An 18,500-nucleotide genomic window follows, 5' to 3' on the forward strand; every position below is an offset into this window, starting at 1 on the left:
GTGCGACCGGTGGCGGCGGGCGTGGTGGTGGGTGCGGTGAGCGCGCGGGGCGTTTAGATGCTGCGGAAGCGGCCGGTGTACTCGGCGGCGCGTTCCGTTTCGGCGGTGCTGGGGGTCGCCTGCTGCGCGGCGTACACCGGGCTGGTGCGGCCCAGCGCGGGGAACAGCAGTTCGGCGGTGCGGTACGCTTCTTCGAGGTGCGGGTAGCCGCTGAGGATGAAGGTGTCCACGCCGAGCGCGGTGTATTCGCGCAGGGCGGCGGCGACGTTCTCGGGGTTGCCGACGAAGGCGGTGCCGGCTCCGCCGCGCACGAGGCCGACGCCGGCCCACAGGTTCGGGCCGACGCGCAGGGACGCGCGGGTGCCGCCGTTCAGGGCGCTCTGGCGGCGCTGCCCTTCGGAGTGGCTGTTCAGGAACGCGTGGTGCGCGCGGGCGATTTCCTCGTCGGAGATGTTGGCGATGAGGGCGTCCGCGGCGGCCCAGGCGGCCTCTTCGGTTTCGCGGACGATGACGTGCGCGCGCAGCCCGAAGCGGACGGTGCGGCCGTGGCGGGCGGCGTGGGCGCGCACGCGGTCGAATTTCTCCGCGACCTGCTCGGGCCGCTCACCCCAGGTGAGGTAGACGTCCACGTGTTCGCCGGCGACGTCGAGGGCGGGTTCGCTGCTGCCGCCGAAGTAGATGGGCGGGTAGGGTCGCTGGACGGGCGGGAGGGGGCTGCGGCCGTCGTGGATCTGGAGGTGCGTGCCGTCGTGGTGGACGGTTTCGCCGCGCAGCAGGTCGCGGAACGCGCCGAGCCATTCGTTGGTGAGGGCGTAGCGTTCGGCCTGCGTGAGGTTCAGCCCCTCGAAGTCGAAGTTGCCGCTGCCGGAGACGATGTTGAGGTTGACGCGCCCGCCGGTGATGCGGTCGAGGGAGGCGGTGAGGCGCGCGGCGAGCACCGGGGAGAGCAGGCCGGGGCGCAGGGCGACCAGGAAGCGCAGCTGCCGCGTGAGGGTGCTGAGGGCGCTGGCGAGGATCAGGGTGTCCTCGTTGGTGCCGCCGGTGGGGAGCAGGACACCGTCGTAGCCGAGAACGTCGGCGGCCTGCGCGACCTGGCTGAGGTACGCGAACGAGGCGGGGCGGGTGGGCTGGCCGAGTTGGCGGCCGTCGCCGCCGGAGGGGATGAACCAGTAGAGGTTGGGGGTAGGCAGGTTCGGGGTGGTCATGTGGGCCTCGCTCTGGGTGTGGGTGAGGGCGCCGTCCGGGGTGCGGGCGGGCGGGTGGTGGGGGTGCGCGGCGGTTCAGCTGGCGGCGCGGGGGCGGTCAGCGGTCAGGGGCGACATCGCGCGTGGGCGTGTGGCTCTCGCATTCGGTTGTCCTTTGGGTCGGCGCCGGGTGGCGGCGGTCCTATCGGTCCCGGGTGGGCGGGCAGGCGTGAAGCACCGTGGGGCTTGGAGGGGTCGCGGGCGTCGGGTCCGCCGGGTTGGGCGGGTGTGGGTGACGCGCTTCCGTGGGGCTGAAGGGGGGGCCCTTCAGCCGCTGACGCGGGTGGTCAGCGACAACAGGGGCCCAGCGGGGTGGGCGTGTTGGTGGGGTGGAAGGTGCGGTTGCTCATGGGGCTCCTGGTTGCTGCAGCGTCATGGGGCCTGTTCCCTCGGCTGCTCTGGATAAGTTCGGCCCAGGTCTGGGTTGGCTGTACCGTAAACCAGTTGATAAAACTTGTCAACTTAGGTTGTGGGTCCCATCATCCCTCTCATGGCCGCGTCGCCGCCTCACGCTATCCTCACGCCATGCACCCCCCACGTGACGGCGTCGCGCCCTTTCACGTCAACACCCCCGAAATCGCGGACGTCTTCCGGAACGTCCTCGCCTTCAAAATGCTGCTGCACTTCATGCGCCCCGACGGCGCCACCGTCAGCACCCTCGCCGACACGCACGGCCTCACCCTCAACGCCGCGTACCGCAAAGTCAAACGCCTCGAACGGCTCGGCCTGCTGCGCGTCCTGCGCGAAGAACAACGCGCCGGGCGGGCGGTGCGCGTGTACGTCGCCCCGCACCGCGCGTACTTCATCCCCCGCACGCTCGTGTCCCTCGAAGAACAGATGCGCGAAACGTTCGAGCCCTACCAGGAGCTCATGCGGCAGCACCTCGCGCGCGTCTCCGCGAACGGTCACAACCCCGTCGGCGGCCTGCTGTTCCGCGCCGAAGCGGACGGCCTGTGGCTGATCCCCGCCACTGCCACCGGCGAAAAATGGCGCCCGGACGTGCCCGGCACGCCCGCCTACTACCACGGCAGCGGCCCCCTGTACCTCGACTACGCGCAGGCCAAAGCCCTGGAACGCGAACTGTACGCCCTGTTCGACCGCTACCGTCAACAGCGTGGCCCGCACCAGTACCTGATGCACGCCTTCCTCACGCCGGTCGACAACCTCCCGAACTTCGCGTTCCCGCACGCCGGCTACACCGACCTCGTCTGAAACCGGCACGCCAACAACAGCGACCCCACCGGAAACGCTGGTGGGGTCGCCGCGGCGCCCAGGCACAGGACGCCGCTGGTGCTCCCTCCCGGGCACCGCGCATCACCAACTGTTCTGGGTCCCCTCAGTGTACGGCACCGGACGTGCAGCAGAGCGGACCTGCCGCCGACGCGCCCGCCCCAAAGCGCGCGTGCTGAACGGCGCGCGTGGGTAGGCGCCTTTCCGCGACCCTCGCGCGGGCGAGGGACGCGTCTGCTAAGATCGGGCGACCTGGTGCCCGGCGCGTTTAGCCCGAGCTTAAAGTGGGGAAGTCCGGTGAGAATCCGGCGCTGTTGCGCAGCGGTATGAGGCCTTGAGCCTTGAGCCCGAATGCCTGCCAGGGACGTCACGAACGTGACACCTCTCGACGAAAGGGGCGCCCTGTGCACGCGGATTTTGCTTGTTCATTTTGCGGCTCCGTTCCCGAGAGGAACGGAGCCCGTCGTTTTTTCCGCCCGATTCGACCCGTAAGGAGACCCATGCTCGCCCGAACCACGCCGCCCGCCCGCCCGCCCGCCGCCACCACCACCAGCGCGCCCGCCCTTTCCGCACTGGACGCCCTGGTCGCCCGCAACTGGGGGCAGGCCCGCGCGGCCATGCAGCCGGGCGAGTGGGACGCCGTGCAGGCGGAACTGCTGTGCGGCGCGGACCTGCCCACCCTGAACGGGAGGCGCTGATGGACCTCGCGGTGCTGCCGCTGGTGTTCGCGCTCGGCCTGCGGCACGGCTTGGACGCCGACCACCTGGCGGTCATCGACGGGTTCGCGCGCCTGCGGCCCAGCCCGTGGAACGGCGTCCTGTTCGCGCTCGGGCACGGCGGCGTGGTCACGCTGCTGGCCGTCGGGGTGCATCAGCTGATCGGGCACCTGGACCTGTCCAGGCTCTCGCCGTACCTGTTCCTGGGGCTCGCCGCCGTGAACCTCTGGCGTCTCCTGAAGCCCGGCCCGCACACGCACGCGACCACAGCGCGCTGGGTGACGCTGGGACCGTTCACGCTGGGCGTGCTGCTCGCCATCGGGTTCGAGACGGTCACGCAGCTGTCCGCGCTGGCGCTCGCGCAGCACACCACGCCGCTGTGGCTGGGGCTGGCGTTCACGCTCGGCATGATGTTCACCGACGGCGTGAACGGGCTGCTCGCGTCGCGCCTGCAATCCACGCACGGGCCGCGCGCGCACCGCGCGTCGCGCCTGATGGGGTGGCTGGTCGTGCTGGTGTCCGCGTCGTTCGGCGCGGCGGACCTCGCGGGCCTGGATGTCGGCGCGGTCGCCACGCCGCTGGGCGCGGCAGCGTTCGCGGCGCTGATCGGCCTGCGCATCTGGAGCGCCCGCGACCCGCACGCCGGGGCGGCCCCCGCATGATTACGTGCGTCGGCGCCGGCCCGGGCCACCTGGACTTCCTGACGCGCGGCGGCGCGCAGCGCATCGCGGACGCGGACGTCGTCGCGGGGTTCACGTACGTCGTGGACCTCGTGCGGCCCCTCATCCGCCCGGACGCGACCGTCATCACCATGGGCTACCGCGACCAGACGGAAAAGCTGGAGGAGACGGCCGCGCTGCACCACGCCGGGAAATCGTGCGCGGTGGTGTTCATGGGGGACATTCACTTCAGCGGCTTTCAGTTCCTCGAGCGGGTCGAGAAGGCGTGCGGGCACCGCGTGGAGACCTTCCCGGGCATCAGCAGCGCGCAGGTGCTCGCGTCGCGCACGCGCGTGTGCTTCGACGAGACGACGTTCGTGACGTTCCACCGGCGCGGGGACCTCACGCCGTTCAAGACGCACCTCGTGCACGCCCTGCAGGACGGCCGGAACGCCATCGTGATTCCGCGCCCGTGGGACTTCATGCCCAAGGACGTCGCCGCGTACCTGATCGCGCACCGCATCCGCCCGGAGCAGCCGGTGGAGGTCTGGGAGCACCTCACGAGCGTGGACGCGCAGTGGACGGGCACGCTCGGGAACCTCACGGCGGACTTCTCGGACATCAGCATCATGCTGATCCGCACCATGACGCCGTTCGCGACCGGGCTGGAAGGAGAGCAGTTCTGATGACCCAGTACGGCATTGTGCTCGCCGGTCACGGCAGCCGTGATCCGGACGGCCTCGCGCAGTTCGAGGCGCTCGCGCAGCTGATGCGCGAGCGCCTGCCGGACGATCAGGTGTTCACGCACGGTTACCTGGAGTTCGCGGCCCCCACCATCGACGAGGCCGTCCGCGAGAACATCCGCCGGGGCGCGCGCGAGGTCGTGCTCGTGCCCGGCGTGCTGCTCGCCGCGACGCACGCGAAAAACGACATGCCGAGCGAACTGCTCGCGCTCGCCCGTGAGCACCCGGACGTGACGTTCCACTACGCCGCCGCGATGGACCTCCACCCGAAGCTGCTGCAGCTGTGCCGCGAGCGCCTCATGCAGGCCGAGGCGGGCAGCGCAGCGCTCGTGCGGCGCGACGAGACCTGCCTCGTCGTCGTGGGGCGCGGGACCACGGACCCGGACGCGAACAGCGAGGTCAGCAAACTCGCGCGCATGCTCGAAGAGGGCCTCGGGTACGGCGCGTCGTTCGTGTGCTACAGCGGCACCGCGAACCCCGGCCTCACGGACGGCCTGCGCCTCGCCGCGAAACTCGGCTTCCGCCGCCTGATCGTCCTCCCGTACTTCCTGTTCGACGGCGTACTCGTGAAACGCGTGAACGCCGCCGCCGAGGCGCTCGCGCAGCGCCACCCGGAACTTGAGGTGCTGCGCGCCGCGCACCTCGGCGTGCACCCGCACGTCGCGGACGTGTTCATCGAGCGTGCCCGCGAGGGCCGCGAGGGCCGCGCGCACATGAACTGCAGCCTCTGCAAGTACCGCATTCAGATCGTCGGGTTCGAGGAACAGGTCGGACAGCCGCAGGTCGGGCATCACGCGCACGTGCGCGGCCTTCTCGCCCGCGAGGGTGCCCCGGCGCGCAAGGTGTGGACGCCGTACGAACCGCACCCCATCGAAGCGGAAAGCTTCGAGATCATCAGCCGCGAACGCGACTGGTCGGACGTGCCCGCCGCGCACCTCGGCGTCATGCAGCGCCTCGTGCACACCAGCGGCGCGTACGACATCGTCGAGGACGTGTTCATCTCGGGCGGCGCGGTCGAGGCGGGCGTGCGCGCCCTGCTGCTCGGTCGGCGCGTCGTCACGGACGTCACCATGGTCCAGACCGGCCTGAAACGCGCCCTGCTCGAGGAACTGCAGATCGACACGTGGTGCGGCGTGCACGACCCGGAAACGCACCTGCTGTCCCAGGAGGCGGGCATCACCCGCAGCGCCGCCGGGATTCGCCGCGCGTGGCAGAAGTTCGGGAACGACGTGATCCTCGCCATTGGGGACGCACCCACCGCCATCACGGAGACGCTGCGCCTGATCCGCGAGCACAACTGGCGTCCGCACCTCGTGATCGGCCTGCCCGTGGGGTTCGTGGGCACCCGCGAAAGCAAGGACGCGCTGCGCCGCACCCTGCAGGTCCCGCGCATCACCAACCGCGGCACGCGCGGCGGGAGCCCGTGGGCCGCCGCCGCCGTGAACGCCATGCTGATCGAGGCGAAAAACCGGCTCGTGACCCTGCAGGCGCTGACGGAAGAAAGCTCGGTCGAGGGAGTGCCGGGCGCGTGACGGCCCGTCGGCCCCTCGACCTGAGCGTCCTCGCCGAGAATGGCCTGCGGCGCGGGCGCACTACGGGCACCTGCGCGACGGCCGCCGTGAAGGCCGCGCTGACGCTGCTGCTGCACGGCCGCGCCGTGACGGACGTGGACGTGAGCCTCCCGGACGGCGAGCACGTGCTCAACGTGCCGGTGGAGCGCGCGCTGCACCTGCCGGACGGGCGGGTGCGCGCGGAGGTGCTGAAGGACGGCGGAGACGACCCGGACGCCACGCACGGCGCGACCATCCACGCGACCGTGTGCGTGAACGGCAGCGGCGAGGTGCGCTTCCTGGCCGGGGAGGGCGTCGGGACGGTTACGCAGCGCGGCATTCGCGTGCCCGTCGGGGAGCCCGCCATCAACCCCGTGCCGCGCGCCATGATGCGCGAGGCCGTCGCGGAGGTGCTCGCAGGCACCGAGAACCCCGGCTTCGACCTGGAGATCGGCTGCGTCGGCGGGGAGGACATCGCGCGGCGCACCTTCAACCCGCGCCTCGGGATTCTGGGCGGCATCAGCATCCTCGGCACGACCGGCATCGTCGAACCCATGTCGCAGGAGGCGTACATGGCGAGCATCGAGGTGTACGTGCGCGTCGCGCTCGGCGACCACCCGGACGCCGTTGTGTACACCCCCGGGAAGCTGGGGCGGGATTTCGCGCGCGCGCACCTGAACCTGGACGGCAAACGCATCGTGCAGATCTCGAACTTCGTCGGCTTCGCGCTCGACGCGACGCAAGGCGCACTCGCGGAGGAAGGCGTGCGGCTCGGCACCCTGTGGCTCGCCGGGCACCCCGGCAAACTCGCCAAGACCCTCGACGGCGTGTGGGACACGCACAGCAAACGCAGCGGCATGGCCATGGGCGCCGTCGCCCGCGTCGCCCGCATCGCCGGACTGAACGAGGACCTCGCGCGGCAGCTTGACGCCGCGAACACCGTGGAGGACACCATCGAATACCTGAAAACCAGCCCGTTCGGGCGCGCCGTGTGGCTGGCTGTGGAGGCCGCCATCGCGCGCACCTGCCATGCCCGCGTTCCGAATGCCGATCAGGTGCAGGTGCGCCTGTTCGCGCTCGACGGCACGCCCCTCGGAGCGGCCGCATGACGCCTGAACCCACCAGGCTCGGGACCTTCTACGGCGTGGGCGTCGGCCCCGGCCCGCACGCGCTGCTGCCCGTCGCGGCGCTGCGGGCCCTGCAGGGCGCGGGCGTCATCTACACTCCGCGCGCTGCCATCAGCGAGGACAGCGTCGCCCGGCACTGCCTGCGCGACCTGGACCTCCCCGAGGACCGCTACCGCGAGGTGGAGTTCCAGATGCGCACCGACCCCGCCGACCTCGCGCGGCAGTACGCGGCACTCGCGGCGGAAATCGCCGTGGACCTGCGCGCCGGGCGGGACGTGGCGTACCTGACGATCGGGGACAGCATGACGTACAGCACGTACGGCTACACGCTCGCGGCGATCCGCGAGCTGCTGCCCGACGCGCCGCGCGTCACGTTCCCCGGCGTCACCAGTTACGCCGCCGCCGCGAGCGCCCTGGAGTTTCCGCTCGGCGAGGGCAAAGAGCGCGTACTGATCCTCCCCTGCCCAGACGACATGGACGCGCTGCGCGCGGACATCCTCACGCACGACATCGTCGTGCTGATGAAGATCGGGCACCGCTTCCCGCAGGTGCTCGCGCTGCTGCACGACCTGAACATCGCGCAGCACTGCGCGCTCGCGGCGCGCATCGGCCTGCCCGGCGAGACGCTCCAGCGCGACGTGACGGGCCTGCAGGGCGAACGGCTCGGGTACCTCAGCACCCTGCTGATCCGCCGCGCGCCGCGTGCCGAGCGGGGCGGGGAGGCCGCATGAAGGTCGCCTTCGTGGGCGCCGGCCCCGGCGCCGCCGATCTGATCACCCTGCGCGGCGCGCGGCTGCTGGCCGAGGCCCGCATCGTCATGTACGCCGGGTCGCTCGTGCCGCCCGCCGTGCTCGAACACTGCCATGCGGACGCCGAACGTATTGACACCAGCAAACTCAACCTCGACGAGCAGCAGGCGGTGTACGAACGCGCGCAGGCTGCGGGCGTGAACGTGGTGCGACTGCACTCCGGCGATCCGGCCATCTACGGCGCGACCGCCGAGCAGATGCGCCGCCTTGAGAAGCTCGGCATTCCGTACGAGGTCGTGCCCGGCGTGAGCAGCTTCACGGCCGCCGCCGCGACCATCACGGCGGAACTCACGAAGCCGGAGGTGTCGCAGACGATCATCCTCACGCGCGTGTCCGGCCGCGCGAGCCCCGTGCCGGAGAAGGAGGCGCTCGCACGCCTCGCGGCGCACCGCGCGACGCTGTGCATCTTCCTGTCCGGCCCGCAGCTGCCGAGCATCGTCGCGGACCTGCTCGGGCACTACCCGCCCGGCACGCCTATCGCACTCGTGCAGCGCGCCACCTGGCCGGACGAGCGGGTGCACCGCAGCACGCTGGAGCGCGTGCTGGACGAGGTGCGCGTGAGCGAGTGGCAGCTGACGACCATGCTGCTCGTCGGCGAGGCGCTGTCGCGCGAGGACGGCGTGGAGTCCCGCCTGTACGCGGCCGGGTACGCGCACCGCTTCCGCAAGGCCGCGAAGGACGAGGCGTGACGACCGGCGTGTGGCTGGTCCGCCCGGAAGCGGAAGCGCTCGGCGTGCACCTCGCGCGGGCGCTCGGTGCGGACGTCGTGCGGCCCTGGCTCACGGACGAGCGCCCGCGCGCGCAGTTCGCGCGCGCCTTCCACGAACGGCGCGCGTGGGTGCTCGTCATGACGACCGGCATCGCCACCCGCTACCTGGAGGGTCTCCCGGTGGACAAACGCACCGACCCGGCAGTGGTCGTGCTCGACGAGGCCGCGCGCTACGCCGTGAGCCTGCTGAGCGGCCACGAGGGCGGCGCGAACGCCCTCGCGTACACCGTCGCGAACGCCACCGGGGCCACGCCCGTCATCACGACCGCCACCGAAGCCACGAAGCCCCTCGTGCTCGGCATCGGCTGCCGGAAGGGCGTCCCGGCGGACACCATCGAGGAGGCCGTGCAGCTCGCGCTGGGCGCGCGTGACCTCCGCGAGGTGCGCGAGGTCGGCACCATTGACCTCAAGGCGCGCGAACCAGGCCTGCTGGACTTCTGCGCCCGCCACGCCCTGCCGCTGCGCGTGTACCGCGCCGCCGACCTCACCGCGCGCCCGTGGGTCACGGCCCCCAGCGCGTGGGTGCAGCGCACGACCGGCGCGGTCGGCGTGTGCGAACCGTGCGCGCTGCTGGGCAGCCCCCGCGCGCGCCTCATCACCCCGAAGACCACACTCAACGGCGTGGCCGTGGCCGTCGCCACGGACGCCTGGGAGGCCGCATGACCACCGAACCACGCCCGCACCCACGCGGGAAGCTGTACCTCGTGTCCGTCGGGCCCGGCGACGCGAGCCTGATTCCGCCGCTCGCGCAGCAGGCCCTCGCGGACAGTGACGCCATCGTCGGGTACGAACTGTACCTGCGCTGGATCGCCGACACCATAGAGGGCAAGGAGATTCACGCGCCGCCCCTCACGAAGGAGCGCGAGCGAGCGCAGCTCGCCCTCGATCTCGCTCGCCAGGGGCGCCGCGTGTCCCTCGTGAGCAGCGGCGACATCGGCGTGTACGCCATGGCCGCCCTCGCGTTCGAGGAGCTCCGCGAGGACGACCCGCTCGACGTGCAGGTCATTCCCGGCATCACCGCCGCGAACGCCTGCGCGAGCCTGCTCGGCTCGCCGCTCTCGCACGACTTCGCGACGCTCAGCCTCAGCGACCTGCTGTGCCCGTGGGAATGGATCGAAACGCGCGCCGAGCACATCGCCCGCGCGGACCTCGCGTGCGTCCTGTACAACGTGCAGAGCCAGGGGCGCCGCGAAGGCGTGTACAAGGTCCTGCGCACCATGCTGGCGCACAAACGCCCGGACACGGTGTGCGGCATCGTCCGCAACGCGTACCGCCCGGATCAGACGGTGGAGATCACGACGCTGGGCGACCTGCTGACGCGGGAGTTCGACATGCTCACCAGCCTGGTGATCGGCAACCGCTTCACGCGCCGCAAGGAGAACTGGATGTTCACGCCGCGCGGCTACAACGACTGGACCGGCGACGAGGCGCAGGACCCCACGGACCTGCCGCGCGGGGCCGTGTGGGTGTTCGCGGGCACGAGCGACGGGAACGCCCTCGCGGCGGACCTCGCGGCGCGCGGGCATGAGGTCGTCGTGTCCGTCGCCACCGAGTACGGCCGGGAGCGCGCGCAGGAGCGGATTCCCGGCGTGCACGTCGTGGCGGGTCGCATGGGCGTGGAGGCGCGCCGCCGCCTGCTGCGCGACACGCACGCGCGCGCCCTCGTGGACGCCACGCACCCGTACGCCACCCTCATCACCGCGCAACTGCGCGACCTCGCCGGGGAACTGAGCCTCCCGTACCTGCGGTACGAGCGGCCCAGCACCCTGCCGCAAGGCGCGCCCGGTGTGACGCGCGCCGCCAGCATGGAGGACGCCGCGCGCCTCGCCGCGCGCCTGGGCCGACGGGTCTTCCTCGCGACGGGCAGCAAGGACCTCGCCACCTTCCTGAACGTCCCCGGCGACGCGGCGTGGTTCGCGCGCGTCACGCCGCAGGCGGACGTCATCGACGCGGCCGTGCGCGCTGGCATCCCGCGCGCGAACCTGCTCGCCATGCAGGGCCCGTTCACGCGGGACTTCAACGAGAGCCTGTGGCGCGCCTGGAACATCGACGTGGTCGTCACGAAGGATTCCGGCGAGGCGGGCGGCTTCCCCGAGAAGTACGACGCCGCGCGCGCCCTCGGCCTGCCCCTCATCGTCGTGGACCGTCCGCGCCATGACGCCGCGCACCTGCACCCGACCTTCGATCAGCTCGCGGGCGCCCTCGCCCACCTCACCCAGGAGACCGCATGAACCCCATTCCCGTTACCGTCGTCACCGGCTTCCTCGGCTCCGGCAAGACCACCCTGCTGTCCAACCTCCTGCGGGACGTGCATGACCGCCGCCTCGCGGTGATCGTGAACGAGTTCGGGGAGGTCAGCATCGACGGCGCGCTGCTGCGCGAGCGTCCGCACGGCGAGCACGTCGCGTTCTTCGACCTGCCCGGCGGCCTCGTCGCGTACGGCGAGCAGGACGCGTTCGCGCCCACCCTGCGCGCCCTGATGGAGCGACGCCACAGCATCGACCACGTGCTGATCGAGACGAGCGGCCTCGCGGTGCCCACCGCCGTGTTCGTCGTGCTGGAGAGCGAGGAGTTCCGCGACCACTTCACGCTCGACGCGACCCTCGCCGTCGTGGACACGCCGCTGCTGCTCAGCGGCGACCTGACCGGCACCGAGGAGGGCGTGCGCGCGGGCGTGGCGAGCGTGTTCCGGCAGCAGCTGGAGTTCGCGGACGTCGTCGTGCTGAACAAGATCGACGGCCTCGACGACGACGTGCTGCTGAGCACCGAGGAGACGCTGCGCGCCCTCGCCCCGAACGTCCGCTTCGTCGAGACGGCGTACGAGGCGAAGCTCGACACGAAACTCACGCTCGGCCTGCACCTGCACGCGAACACCCGCGTGGCCGCGCACGCGCACAGCCCCGCCAGCAGCGCGCCGGGCGTGAATGACGCGCCGCTCGCGGACCAGCGCGCCCTCGACGGGCACAGCCACGGCGACCTCGGCATGCACGTCCACTCCCTGAGCACGCACGAGCACTTCCACCAGCACGACCCGGCGTGGCAGTCGTTCCGGCTGCGCAGCGACGACGTGCAGGACGCCCGCACGCTGCACGGCGCGATCCGCACGGTGTCGCAGGAGTTCCCGCTGCTGCGCGCCAAGGGCTTCGCGCGCCTCGGTGCGGGCCGCGTGACCATCCAGGCGGTGCGCACGCGCGTGGACGCCCGCGAGGACGACAGCCACGTGCACGGCCCGTCCGAGCTGATCTTCATCGGGTACCATCCGCGCCGCAAGCAGGTCGCGGCGCGCCTGACGGAGTTGACCGGCACCGCGTGGGCCTGAGCGATAATGCCGGGGACCCCCTGGGGACCTCAGGCCAGCAGTGAACAGAGCGGCGGGTTCCCCTTCAGGAACCCGCGCGCGTCCGTAACCGGACAGGGAGCAGCATGAAACGGCAACGCGTGACCCGCGCCGACGGGAAAACCATCAACCTCGTGCAGAAACGCGGGCACCTCAGCTACTGCTACCACGGCTGCTGCTGCGGCCGCACGGACCGCGGGTACGCCGCCGTGCCCGTGGACGTCTACAAGGACGAGTGGGTTCGCCGGAAGCTCCGCAACCACGTGCACCTCACGAAGGGCGGCTGCCTCGGGCCGTGCACGCTCGCGAACGTCACGCAGCTGCTGTTCGACGGGCGCAGCGTATGGTTCCACAGCGTGAACGACGAATGGCAGGTGCGCGCCATCTACGACTACATCGAGGGGATGCTGCGCGCGGACCGCTTCCTGCCGCCCCCGCCGGAGCTGCTGGAGTACACCTTCAACTACTACAGCTGGGACGGCGCGCCGAATGAACTGCCGCTCGCGCTCCCCACCCCGGACGCGCCTGCGGACACCGGCGCGCTGAGCGGCGTGGCGTTCCTGACGCACGCGGACACGGACCTGCTGTGCCTCCCCGCCGCGCTGGAGACCCTGCCGGACGATTACGGCCCGGTGCATGGCGTGAGCCTCGGGACGATCCGCAGCGACGCGCAGATGAGTCAGCTGCTCGCCGGAGACGTAGGCCGCGCGGAGATCCTGCTGGTCCGCATTCACGGTCGCCTCGCGAACGTACCCGGGTACGGCCTGCTGCTCGACCACGCCCGCAAGGCCGGGCAGCACCTACTGCTGTTGAGCGGCACGGGCGAACCCGACCCGGAGTTCGCGGCGGGCAGCACCGTCCCGCCGCGCGTGCTGGAGGACGCCCTCGCGTACCTGCAGGCGGGCGGCTGGGGGAACATCCGTGAGCTGCTGCTTGCCGTGTCGGACGCGCTGCGCCTCACCGGGTACGGCTTCGAGCGGCCCGCGCCCATGCCGGAGCACGGCCTGTACCACCCGGACCTCCCCGAGAACCCCACCCTGGACGACTGGACGCGCCACATGCGCGAAGATCGGCCCACGGTGGGCCTCACCTTCTACCGCGCGCACGCGCTGTCCGGGAACACGGACTTCATCGACGCGCTCGTGCGCGCCCTCGACGACGCGGGCGTGAACGCCCTGCCGGTGTTCACCAGCAGCCTGAAAGCCCTGGACGCCGGGGAGCCCGCCGTGTTCCGGCTGTTCCGTGGGGCGGACGGCGCGCCGCGCGTGGACGCCCTCATCAACACGCTGTCGTTCGCGATGGGTGAGGTGAACGTTGGGGGCGTCACGAATGCCGGCTGGGCGGTGGGCGCGCTGGAGCGTCTGGGCGTGCCGGTGCTGCAGGCGATCACGAGCGGGCACGCGCGCGGCCCGTGGGAGACGAGCGCGCGCGGCCTGAATCCGCTCGACACTGCCATGAACGTGGCCCTCCCGGAGTTCGACGGGCGGATCATTACGGTGCCGGTGTCGTTCAAGGAACGCGATCAGGACGGCGCGCGGTTCGTGCCGGACCTGGAACGCTGCGCGCGCGTGGCGGGCCTCGCGGCGCGGTTCGCGCGGCTGCGGCACCTGCGCAACGACCAGAAGCGCATCGCGTTCGTGTTCACGAACTCTGCCAGCAAGGCCAGCCAGGTCGGGAACGCGGTGGGCCTGGACGCGCCCGCGAGTCTGCTGGGCATCCTGCACGCGATGCAGGCGGACGGGTACACGCTCGGTGAGCTGCCCGAATCCAGCGACGCGCTGATTCACGACCTCATTGACCGCTGCTCGTACGACACGACCCTCCTCACGCCGGAGCAGTTGCGGCGCGCAGTGGGCCGCGTGAGCGCCGCGCAGTACGAACGGTGGTTCGCGGACCTCCCCGAAAGCCTGCGCCGCAAGATGGTCAAGCAGTGGGGCGTGGCGCCCGGCGAGGCGTACGTGCAGGACGGGCACCTCGCGCTCGCCGGCATCGAGCTGGGGAACGCGTTCGTGGCGCTGCAGCCGCCGCGCGGGTACGGCATGGACCCGGACGCGATCTACCACACGCCGGACCTCGCGCCCACGCACCACTACTACGCGCTGTACCGCTGGCTGCGCGAACCCGTGGAGCGCGGCGGGTGGGGCGCGGACGCCATCGTGCACGTCGGCAAGCACGGCACGCTCGAATGGCTGCCCGGCAAGGGCGTGGGCCTGAGCGCGAACTGCTTCCCGGACGCGTTCCTCGGCGACGTGCCGCTGTTCTACCCGTTCATCCTGAGCGACCCGGGCGAGGGCACGCAGGCGAAACGCCGCGCGCACGCGGTCGTCATTGACCACCTGCCGCCGCCGCTCACGCGCGCGGACACGTACGGGCCACTCGCGGAACTCGCGGCGCTCGTGGACGAGTACTACCAGCTGGAACTGCTCGACCCCAGCAAGCTGCCGCTGCTGCAGGGGCAGATCTGGGACCTTGTGCAGCGCACGAACCTCGGCACGGACCTCGGCGCGATGCTGAAACGCGACCACGGCGACCACGTGCACGAGTGGGATGACGAGTTCACCCCGGACGGCGTGCCCGTCAGCCTCGCGGAGATGCGCGGCGACGAGGTCGCGCATCTCATCGAGGACATCGACGGGTACCTGTGCGAGATTGGCGCGGCGCAGATCCGCGACGGCCTGCACGTCCTCGGGCAGGTGCCGAGCGGGGAGGGCCTGCCGGAGATGCTGCGCGCCCTCACGCGCCTCGCGAACCTGGACGTGCCGGGCCTGCACGCGGGCATCGCGGGCGTGCTGGGGCTGGACCTCGCGGCGCTGCTCGACGCGCCCGGTCAGCGCTTCGCGGAGGTGTCGGTGGACCTGAATAACCTCGCGGGGCAGCCGGTGTTCACGCACGCCGACGCGCTGGAACTGATTGACGAACTGGCGCTGCACCTGTACCAGCTGCTCGCGCGCGAGGCGTTCGAGGTGGGGCGCGTCCCGCAGGTGCTCGCGGAGACCTTCGGGGCACGCCCGGAGTACGGCACGCTGCCCGCCACGCTCACGTTCGTGTGCGCGCAGCTCAAACCCAACCTGGACCGCAGCACGGACGAGATCACGCACCTGCTGCGGGGCCTGTCCGGCGCCTACGTGCCCGCCGGGCCGAGCGGCGCGCCGTCGCGCGGCATGGCGCACATCCTGCCGACCGGGCGGAACTTCTACGCGGTGGACCCGCGCGCGCTGCCGTCGCAGGCGGCGTGGCGCGTGGGCGAGAACCTCGCGCGGGAGGTGCTGGACCGTTACGTCCGCGAGTCCGGTGCGTACCCGGAGAGCGTCAGCATCAGCGTGTGGGGCACGTCCGCCATGCGCACGCAGGGTGACGACGTCGCCGAGATTCTCGCGCTCATGGGCGTGCGGCCCACCTGGCACCCGCAGAGCCGCCGCGTGGACGGCGTGGCCCTCATCCCGCTCGCGGAGCTGGGGCGACCGCGCATCGACGTGACGGCGCGCATCAGCGGCTTCTTCCGCGACGCGTTCCCGCACCTGATCGCCCTGATCGACGAGGCGGTGCAGCTCGTCACGCACGCCGACGAGCCCACCGACATGAACTACCCCCGCAAGCACTACCTGGAGGACCTCGCCACGCGCCTCGCGGACCTGCCGCCCGAGGAGGCCGAGGCGCGCGCCACGTACCGCGTGTTCGGCAGCGCGCCCGGCACGTACGGCGCCGGCATCCTCCCGCTCATCCAGGAAGGGAACTGGACGGGCGACGAGGACTTCACGCGCGCGTTCGTGAACTGGGGCGGGTACGCGTACACCGCCGGGGAGAGCGGCGCGGACGCCCGCGACGACTTCCGCGAGCGGCTCGCGCGCACCGAGGTGGCGCTGCACAACCAGGACAACCGCGAGCACGACATCTTCGACAGCGACGACTACCTGCAGTTCTTCGGCGGGATGATCGCCTCGATCCGCAGCCTCAGCGGGCAGCAGCCCCGGCAGTACTTCGGGGACACCCAGAACCCGGAGCGGGCGCGCGTGCGTGACCTGAAGGAGGAGGCGCTGCGCGTGTACCGCTCGCGCGTCGTGAACCCCAAATGGATTGACGGCATGAAGCGGCACGGGTACAAGGGCGGCCTGGAACTCACCGCGACGGTGGATTACCTGTTCGGGTTCGACGCGACCGCGCAGTTCGCGGAGGACTTCATGTACGAGGGCGTCGCGGGCGCGTACGCGCTCGACCCGGCCACGCAGGCGTTCCTGCGGGACGCGAACCCGTGGGCGCTGAACGCCATCACGGACCGCCTGCTGGAAGCGCACGCGCGCGGCATGTGGACGCCCGAACCCGACACGCTGCGCGCCCTGCAGGACCTGCACCTGGACAGCGAGGCGTGGCTGGAAGTGCGCGGCGAGGCGGGCCGCCACGCGCCCGTGCACAGCGGAGGTGAGCGGTGAGCTACCCGTTTTGCGCCATCGTCGGGCAGGACGACCTGAAGCTGGCCCTGACGCTGCTCGCCGTCACGCCCGCCATCGGGGGCGTGCTGGTGCAGGGCGACAAGGGCAGCGCGAAAAGCACCACGGCGCGCGCCCTTGCGGAGCTGCTGCCCCCAACCGGGAGTGGCGCGCCCGCGCCCTTCGTGACCCTGCCGCTCGGCGCGACCGAGGACCGCGTGATCGGCACGCTCGACCTCGAGAAGGCCCTGCGGGGCGAGAAGGCGCTGCAGAGCGGCCTGATTCGCGCGGCGCACGAGGGCGTGCTGTACATCGACGAGGTGAACCTCCTCGCCGATCACCTCGTGGACGTGCTGCTGGACGTGGCCGCGATGGGCGTGAACCGCGTGGAGCGCGAGGGCCTCGCGGAGGAGCACGCGGCGGTGTTCGCGCTGATCGGCACCATGAACCCCGAGGAGGGCACCCTCCGCCCACAGTTCCTGGACCGGTTCGGGTTGTGCGTGGACGTGGGCGCGCCGGGCGAGGCGCGCGCGCGGGCGGAGATCGTGCGGCGCCGCATGCGGTACGAAGCGGACCCGGCGGGTTTCAGTGCCGCGTGGGCGGACGCGCAGGCGGCGCTGCGCGCGCAGGTGCGGGGTGCGCGCGCGCGGTACCCGGAGGTGCAGGTGTCGGACGCGCTGCTGGAGGCCATCAGTGAGCTGTGCCAGGCGTACGGCGTGCGCAGCCTGCGCGCGGACCTCGTGCTGCACCGCGCGGCCCGCGCGCTCGCGGCCCTTGACGGCCGCCGCGAGGCGACACTGGAGGACGTGAAGCGCGTTGCGCCGCTCGTCCTGACGCACCGCAAGCGCCAGCATCCGACGTCCCCGCAGGGGGGTGAGCCGGACCTGGAGCAGCTGATGGAGCAGCTGCAACCGCCGGAGCGCGCCCCCGACGACGCGGCGGGGTCAGCGCCCGACGACGAACCGGCGGAGGCGCACCCGGACCCGGGCCCTCCGGAGGACGAACCGGCGCCCGCCGAGACGACCTTCCGGGCGCGGCCGCCCGCCGCGTCGCCGGTGATTGACGTGCGGGGGCTGCCGGCCACGCACGCCGGGCGGCGCGGCACCGCAGAGGAGGCTGCGCGGGGCCGCACGGTGCGCACGCGACCGTCCCCGTCCCCATCGAGCCTCGCGTTGCCGGCGACGCTCGTGAGCGCCGCGGGACGCGCCGCGCTGGACGGCCAGGCGTTCCAGGTGACGCGCGCGGACCTGCACGAGCGCGTTCGGGAGGGCCGCGTGGGGTCGCGCGTGCTGTTCGTGGTGGACGCGAGCGGCAGCATGGGCGCGCGCGCGCGCATGGAGGCCGTGAAGGGCGCGGCGCTGGCGTTGCTCGCGGACGCGTACGCGCGCCGCGACGAGGTGGGCGTCATCACGTTCCGGGGGATTGCCGCAGAGGTCGCGTTGCCGTTCACGCGGGACGTGGACGTCGCGCGCGCCGCGCTGGACGGCCTGCCGACCGGGGGTCGCACGCCGCTCGCGCACGCGCTCACGCTCGCGCGGGACGTGGTGCGGCGCGCGGACGCGGACGGGCGCGTCCTGCTGGTGCTGCTCACGGACGGGCGCGGGAACGTGCCGCTGCCCGGCGGTGGAGACGCGTGGGCGCAGGCGTTGGACGCCGCCGCGCAGTTGCAGGGGACGCCCGCGCTGGTGCTGGACACCGAGGCGGGCGTGGTGCGCGCGGGCCGCGCCGCGGAGATCGCGGGGGCGCTCGGCGCGGAGTGCCTGACGCTGGAAGCCCTGAGCGCGGAGGGCCTGACGCTCACCCTGCGGGGCCGGACGCTCACGCGCGCCTGAGACGCGCCGGAGCGCGGGCCACGGGCGCGCCCCCCATGTGGGGGGCGCGCCCGTTTCGTG

14 protein-coding genes and 1 riboswitch are annotated in these 18,500 nt (G+C 72.1%); of the genes, 13 read left to right on the forward strand and 1 reads right to left on the reverse strand.

What is annotated here, in order from left to right; all coding sequences use genetic code 11:
- Positions 1 to 53: 53 nt before the first annotated feature.
- Positions 54 to 1,205: an LLM class flavin-dependent oxidoreductase gene (locus DEIMA_RS01000; RefSeq protein ID WP_013555366.1), complete on the reverse strand. Its 1,152-nt coding sequence runs from the start codon at positions 1,203 to 1,205 to the stop codon at positions 54 to 56.
- Between the two features lie 564 nt (positions 1,206 to 1,769).
- Between DEIMA_RS01000 and DEIMA_RS01005 the strand changes: the two genes are divergently transcribed.
- From DEIMA_RS01005 to DEIMA_RS01065, 13 genes are all read left to right on the forward strand, one after another.
- Positions 1,770 to 2,456 carry an ArsR/SmtB family transcription factor gene (locus tag DEIMA_RS01005; protein ID WP_013555367.1) on the forward strand — a complete coding sequence of 229 codons (687 nt, stop codon included), beginning with the start codon at positions 1,770 to 1,772 and terminating at the stop codon, positions 2,454 to 2,456.
- Between the two features lie 254 nt (positions 2,457 to 2,710).
- Positions 2,711 to 2,851, forward strand: a riboswitch (cobalamin riboswitch).
- Between the two features lie 123 nt (positions 2,852 to 2,974).
- Positions 2,975 to 3,172, forward strand: a complete 198-nt coding sequence (locus DEIMA_RS01010) for a hypothetical protein (protein ID WP_013555368.1) — start codon at positions 2,975 to 2,977, stop codon at positions 3,170 to 3,172.
- Entirely contained in the window at positions 3,172 to 3,852 is a 681-nt protein-coding gene (locus DEIMA_RS01015) for a HoxN/HupN/NixA family nickel/cobalt transporter (protein ID WP_013555369.1), read from the forward strand. Before DEIMA_RS01010 ends, DEIMA_RS01015 begins: the two co-directional genes overlap by 1 nt.
- Positions 3,849 to 4,535: a cobalt-precorrin-7 (C(5))-methyltransferase gene (locus tag DEIMA_RS01020; RefSeq protein ID WP_013555370.1), complete on the forward strand. Its 687-nt coding sequence runs from the start codon at positions 3,849 to 3,851 to the stop codon at positions 4,533 to 4,535. Before DEIMA_RS01015 ends, DEIMA_RS01020 begins: the two co-directional genes overlap by 4 nt.
- Entirely contained in the window at positions 4,535 to 6,124 is a 1,590-nt protein-coding gene (locus tag DEIMA_RS01025; RefSeq protein ID WP_013555371.1) for a precorrin-8X methylmutase, read from the forward strand. Before DEIMA_RS01020 ends, DEIMA_RS01025 begins: the two co-directional genes overlap by 1 nt.
- A complete protein-coding gene (gene cbiD / locus DEIMA_RS01030; RefSeq protein WP_013555372.1) occupies positions 6,121 to 7,251 on the forward strand; it encodes a cobalt-precorrin-5B (C(1))-methyltransferase CbiD in 1,131 nt (376 codons plus the stop codon). Before DEIMA_RS01025 ends, cbiD begins: the two co-directional genes overlap by 4 nt.
- Positions 7,248 to 8,000, forward strand: a complete 753-nt coding sequence (gene cobI, locus DEIMA_RS01035; RefSeq protein WP_013555373.1) for a precorrin-2 C(20)-methyltransferase — start codon at positions 7,248 to 7,250, stop codon at positions 7,998 to 8,000. The genes cbiD and cobI overlap by 4 nt, the downstream gene beginning before the upstream one ends.
- Positions 7,997 to 8,767, forward strand: a complete 771-nt coding sequence (cobM, locus tag DEIMA_RS01040; RefSeq protein WP_013555374.1) for a precorrin-4 C(11)-methyltransferase — start codon at positions 7,997 to 7,999, stop codon at positions 8,765 to 8,767. Before cobI ends, cobM begins: the two co-directional genes overlap by 4 nt.
- Positions 8,764 to 9,510 carry a cobalamin biosynthesis protein gene (locus DEIMA_RS01045; RefSeq protein WP_013555375.1) on the forward strand — a complete coding sequence of 249 codons (747 nt, stop codon included), beginning with the start codon at positions 8,764 to 8,766 and terminating at the stop codon, positions 9,508 to 9,510. The genes cobM and DEIMA_RS01045 overlap by 4 nt, the downstream gene beginning before the upstream one ends.
- The gene (cobJ, locus tag DEIMA_RS01050; protein ID WP_013555376.1) at positions 9,507 to 11,078 is read left to right on the forward strand and encodes a precorrin-3B C(17)-methyltransferase; all 1,572 of its coding nucleotides are present in this window, start codon (positions 9,507 to 9,509) and stop codon (positions 11,076 to 11,078) included. The genes DEIMA_RS01045 and cobJ overlap by 4 nt, the downstream gene beginning before the upstream one ends.
- Positions 11,075 to 12,166, forward strand: a complete 1,092-nt coding sequence (locus DEIMA_RS01055; protein ID WP_013555377.1) for a CobW family GTP-binding protein — start codon at positions 11,075 to 11,077, stop codon at positions 12,164 to 12,166. The genes cobJ and DEIMA_RS01055 overlap by 4 nt, the downstream gene beginning before the upstream one ends.
- A 104-nt stretch (positions 12,167 to 12,270) precedes the next feature.
- Positions 12,271 to 16,611: a cobaltochelatase subunit CobN gene (gene cobN, locus DEIMA_RS01060; protein WP_013555378.1), complete on the forward strand. Its 4,341-nt coding sequence runs from the start codon at positions 12,271 to 12,273 to the stop codon at positions 16,609 to 16,611.
- Positions 16,608 to 18,440: a VWA domain-containing protein gene (locus tag DEIMA_RS01065; RefSeq protein WP_013555379.1), complete on the forward strand. Its 1,833-nt coding sequence runs from the start codon at positions 16,608 to 16,610 to the stop codon at positions 18,438 to 18,440. Before cobN ends, DEIMA_RS01065 begins: the two co-directional genes overlap by 4 nt.
- The last annotated feature ends 60 nt before the right edge of the window (positions 18,441 to 18,500 follow it).

The organism is Deinococcus maricopensis DSM 21211, assembly GCF_000186385.1.
GTDB classification, from domain to species: Bacteria; Deinococcota; Deinococci; order Deinococcales; family Deinococcaceae; genus Deinococcus_B; species Deinococcus_B maricopensis.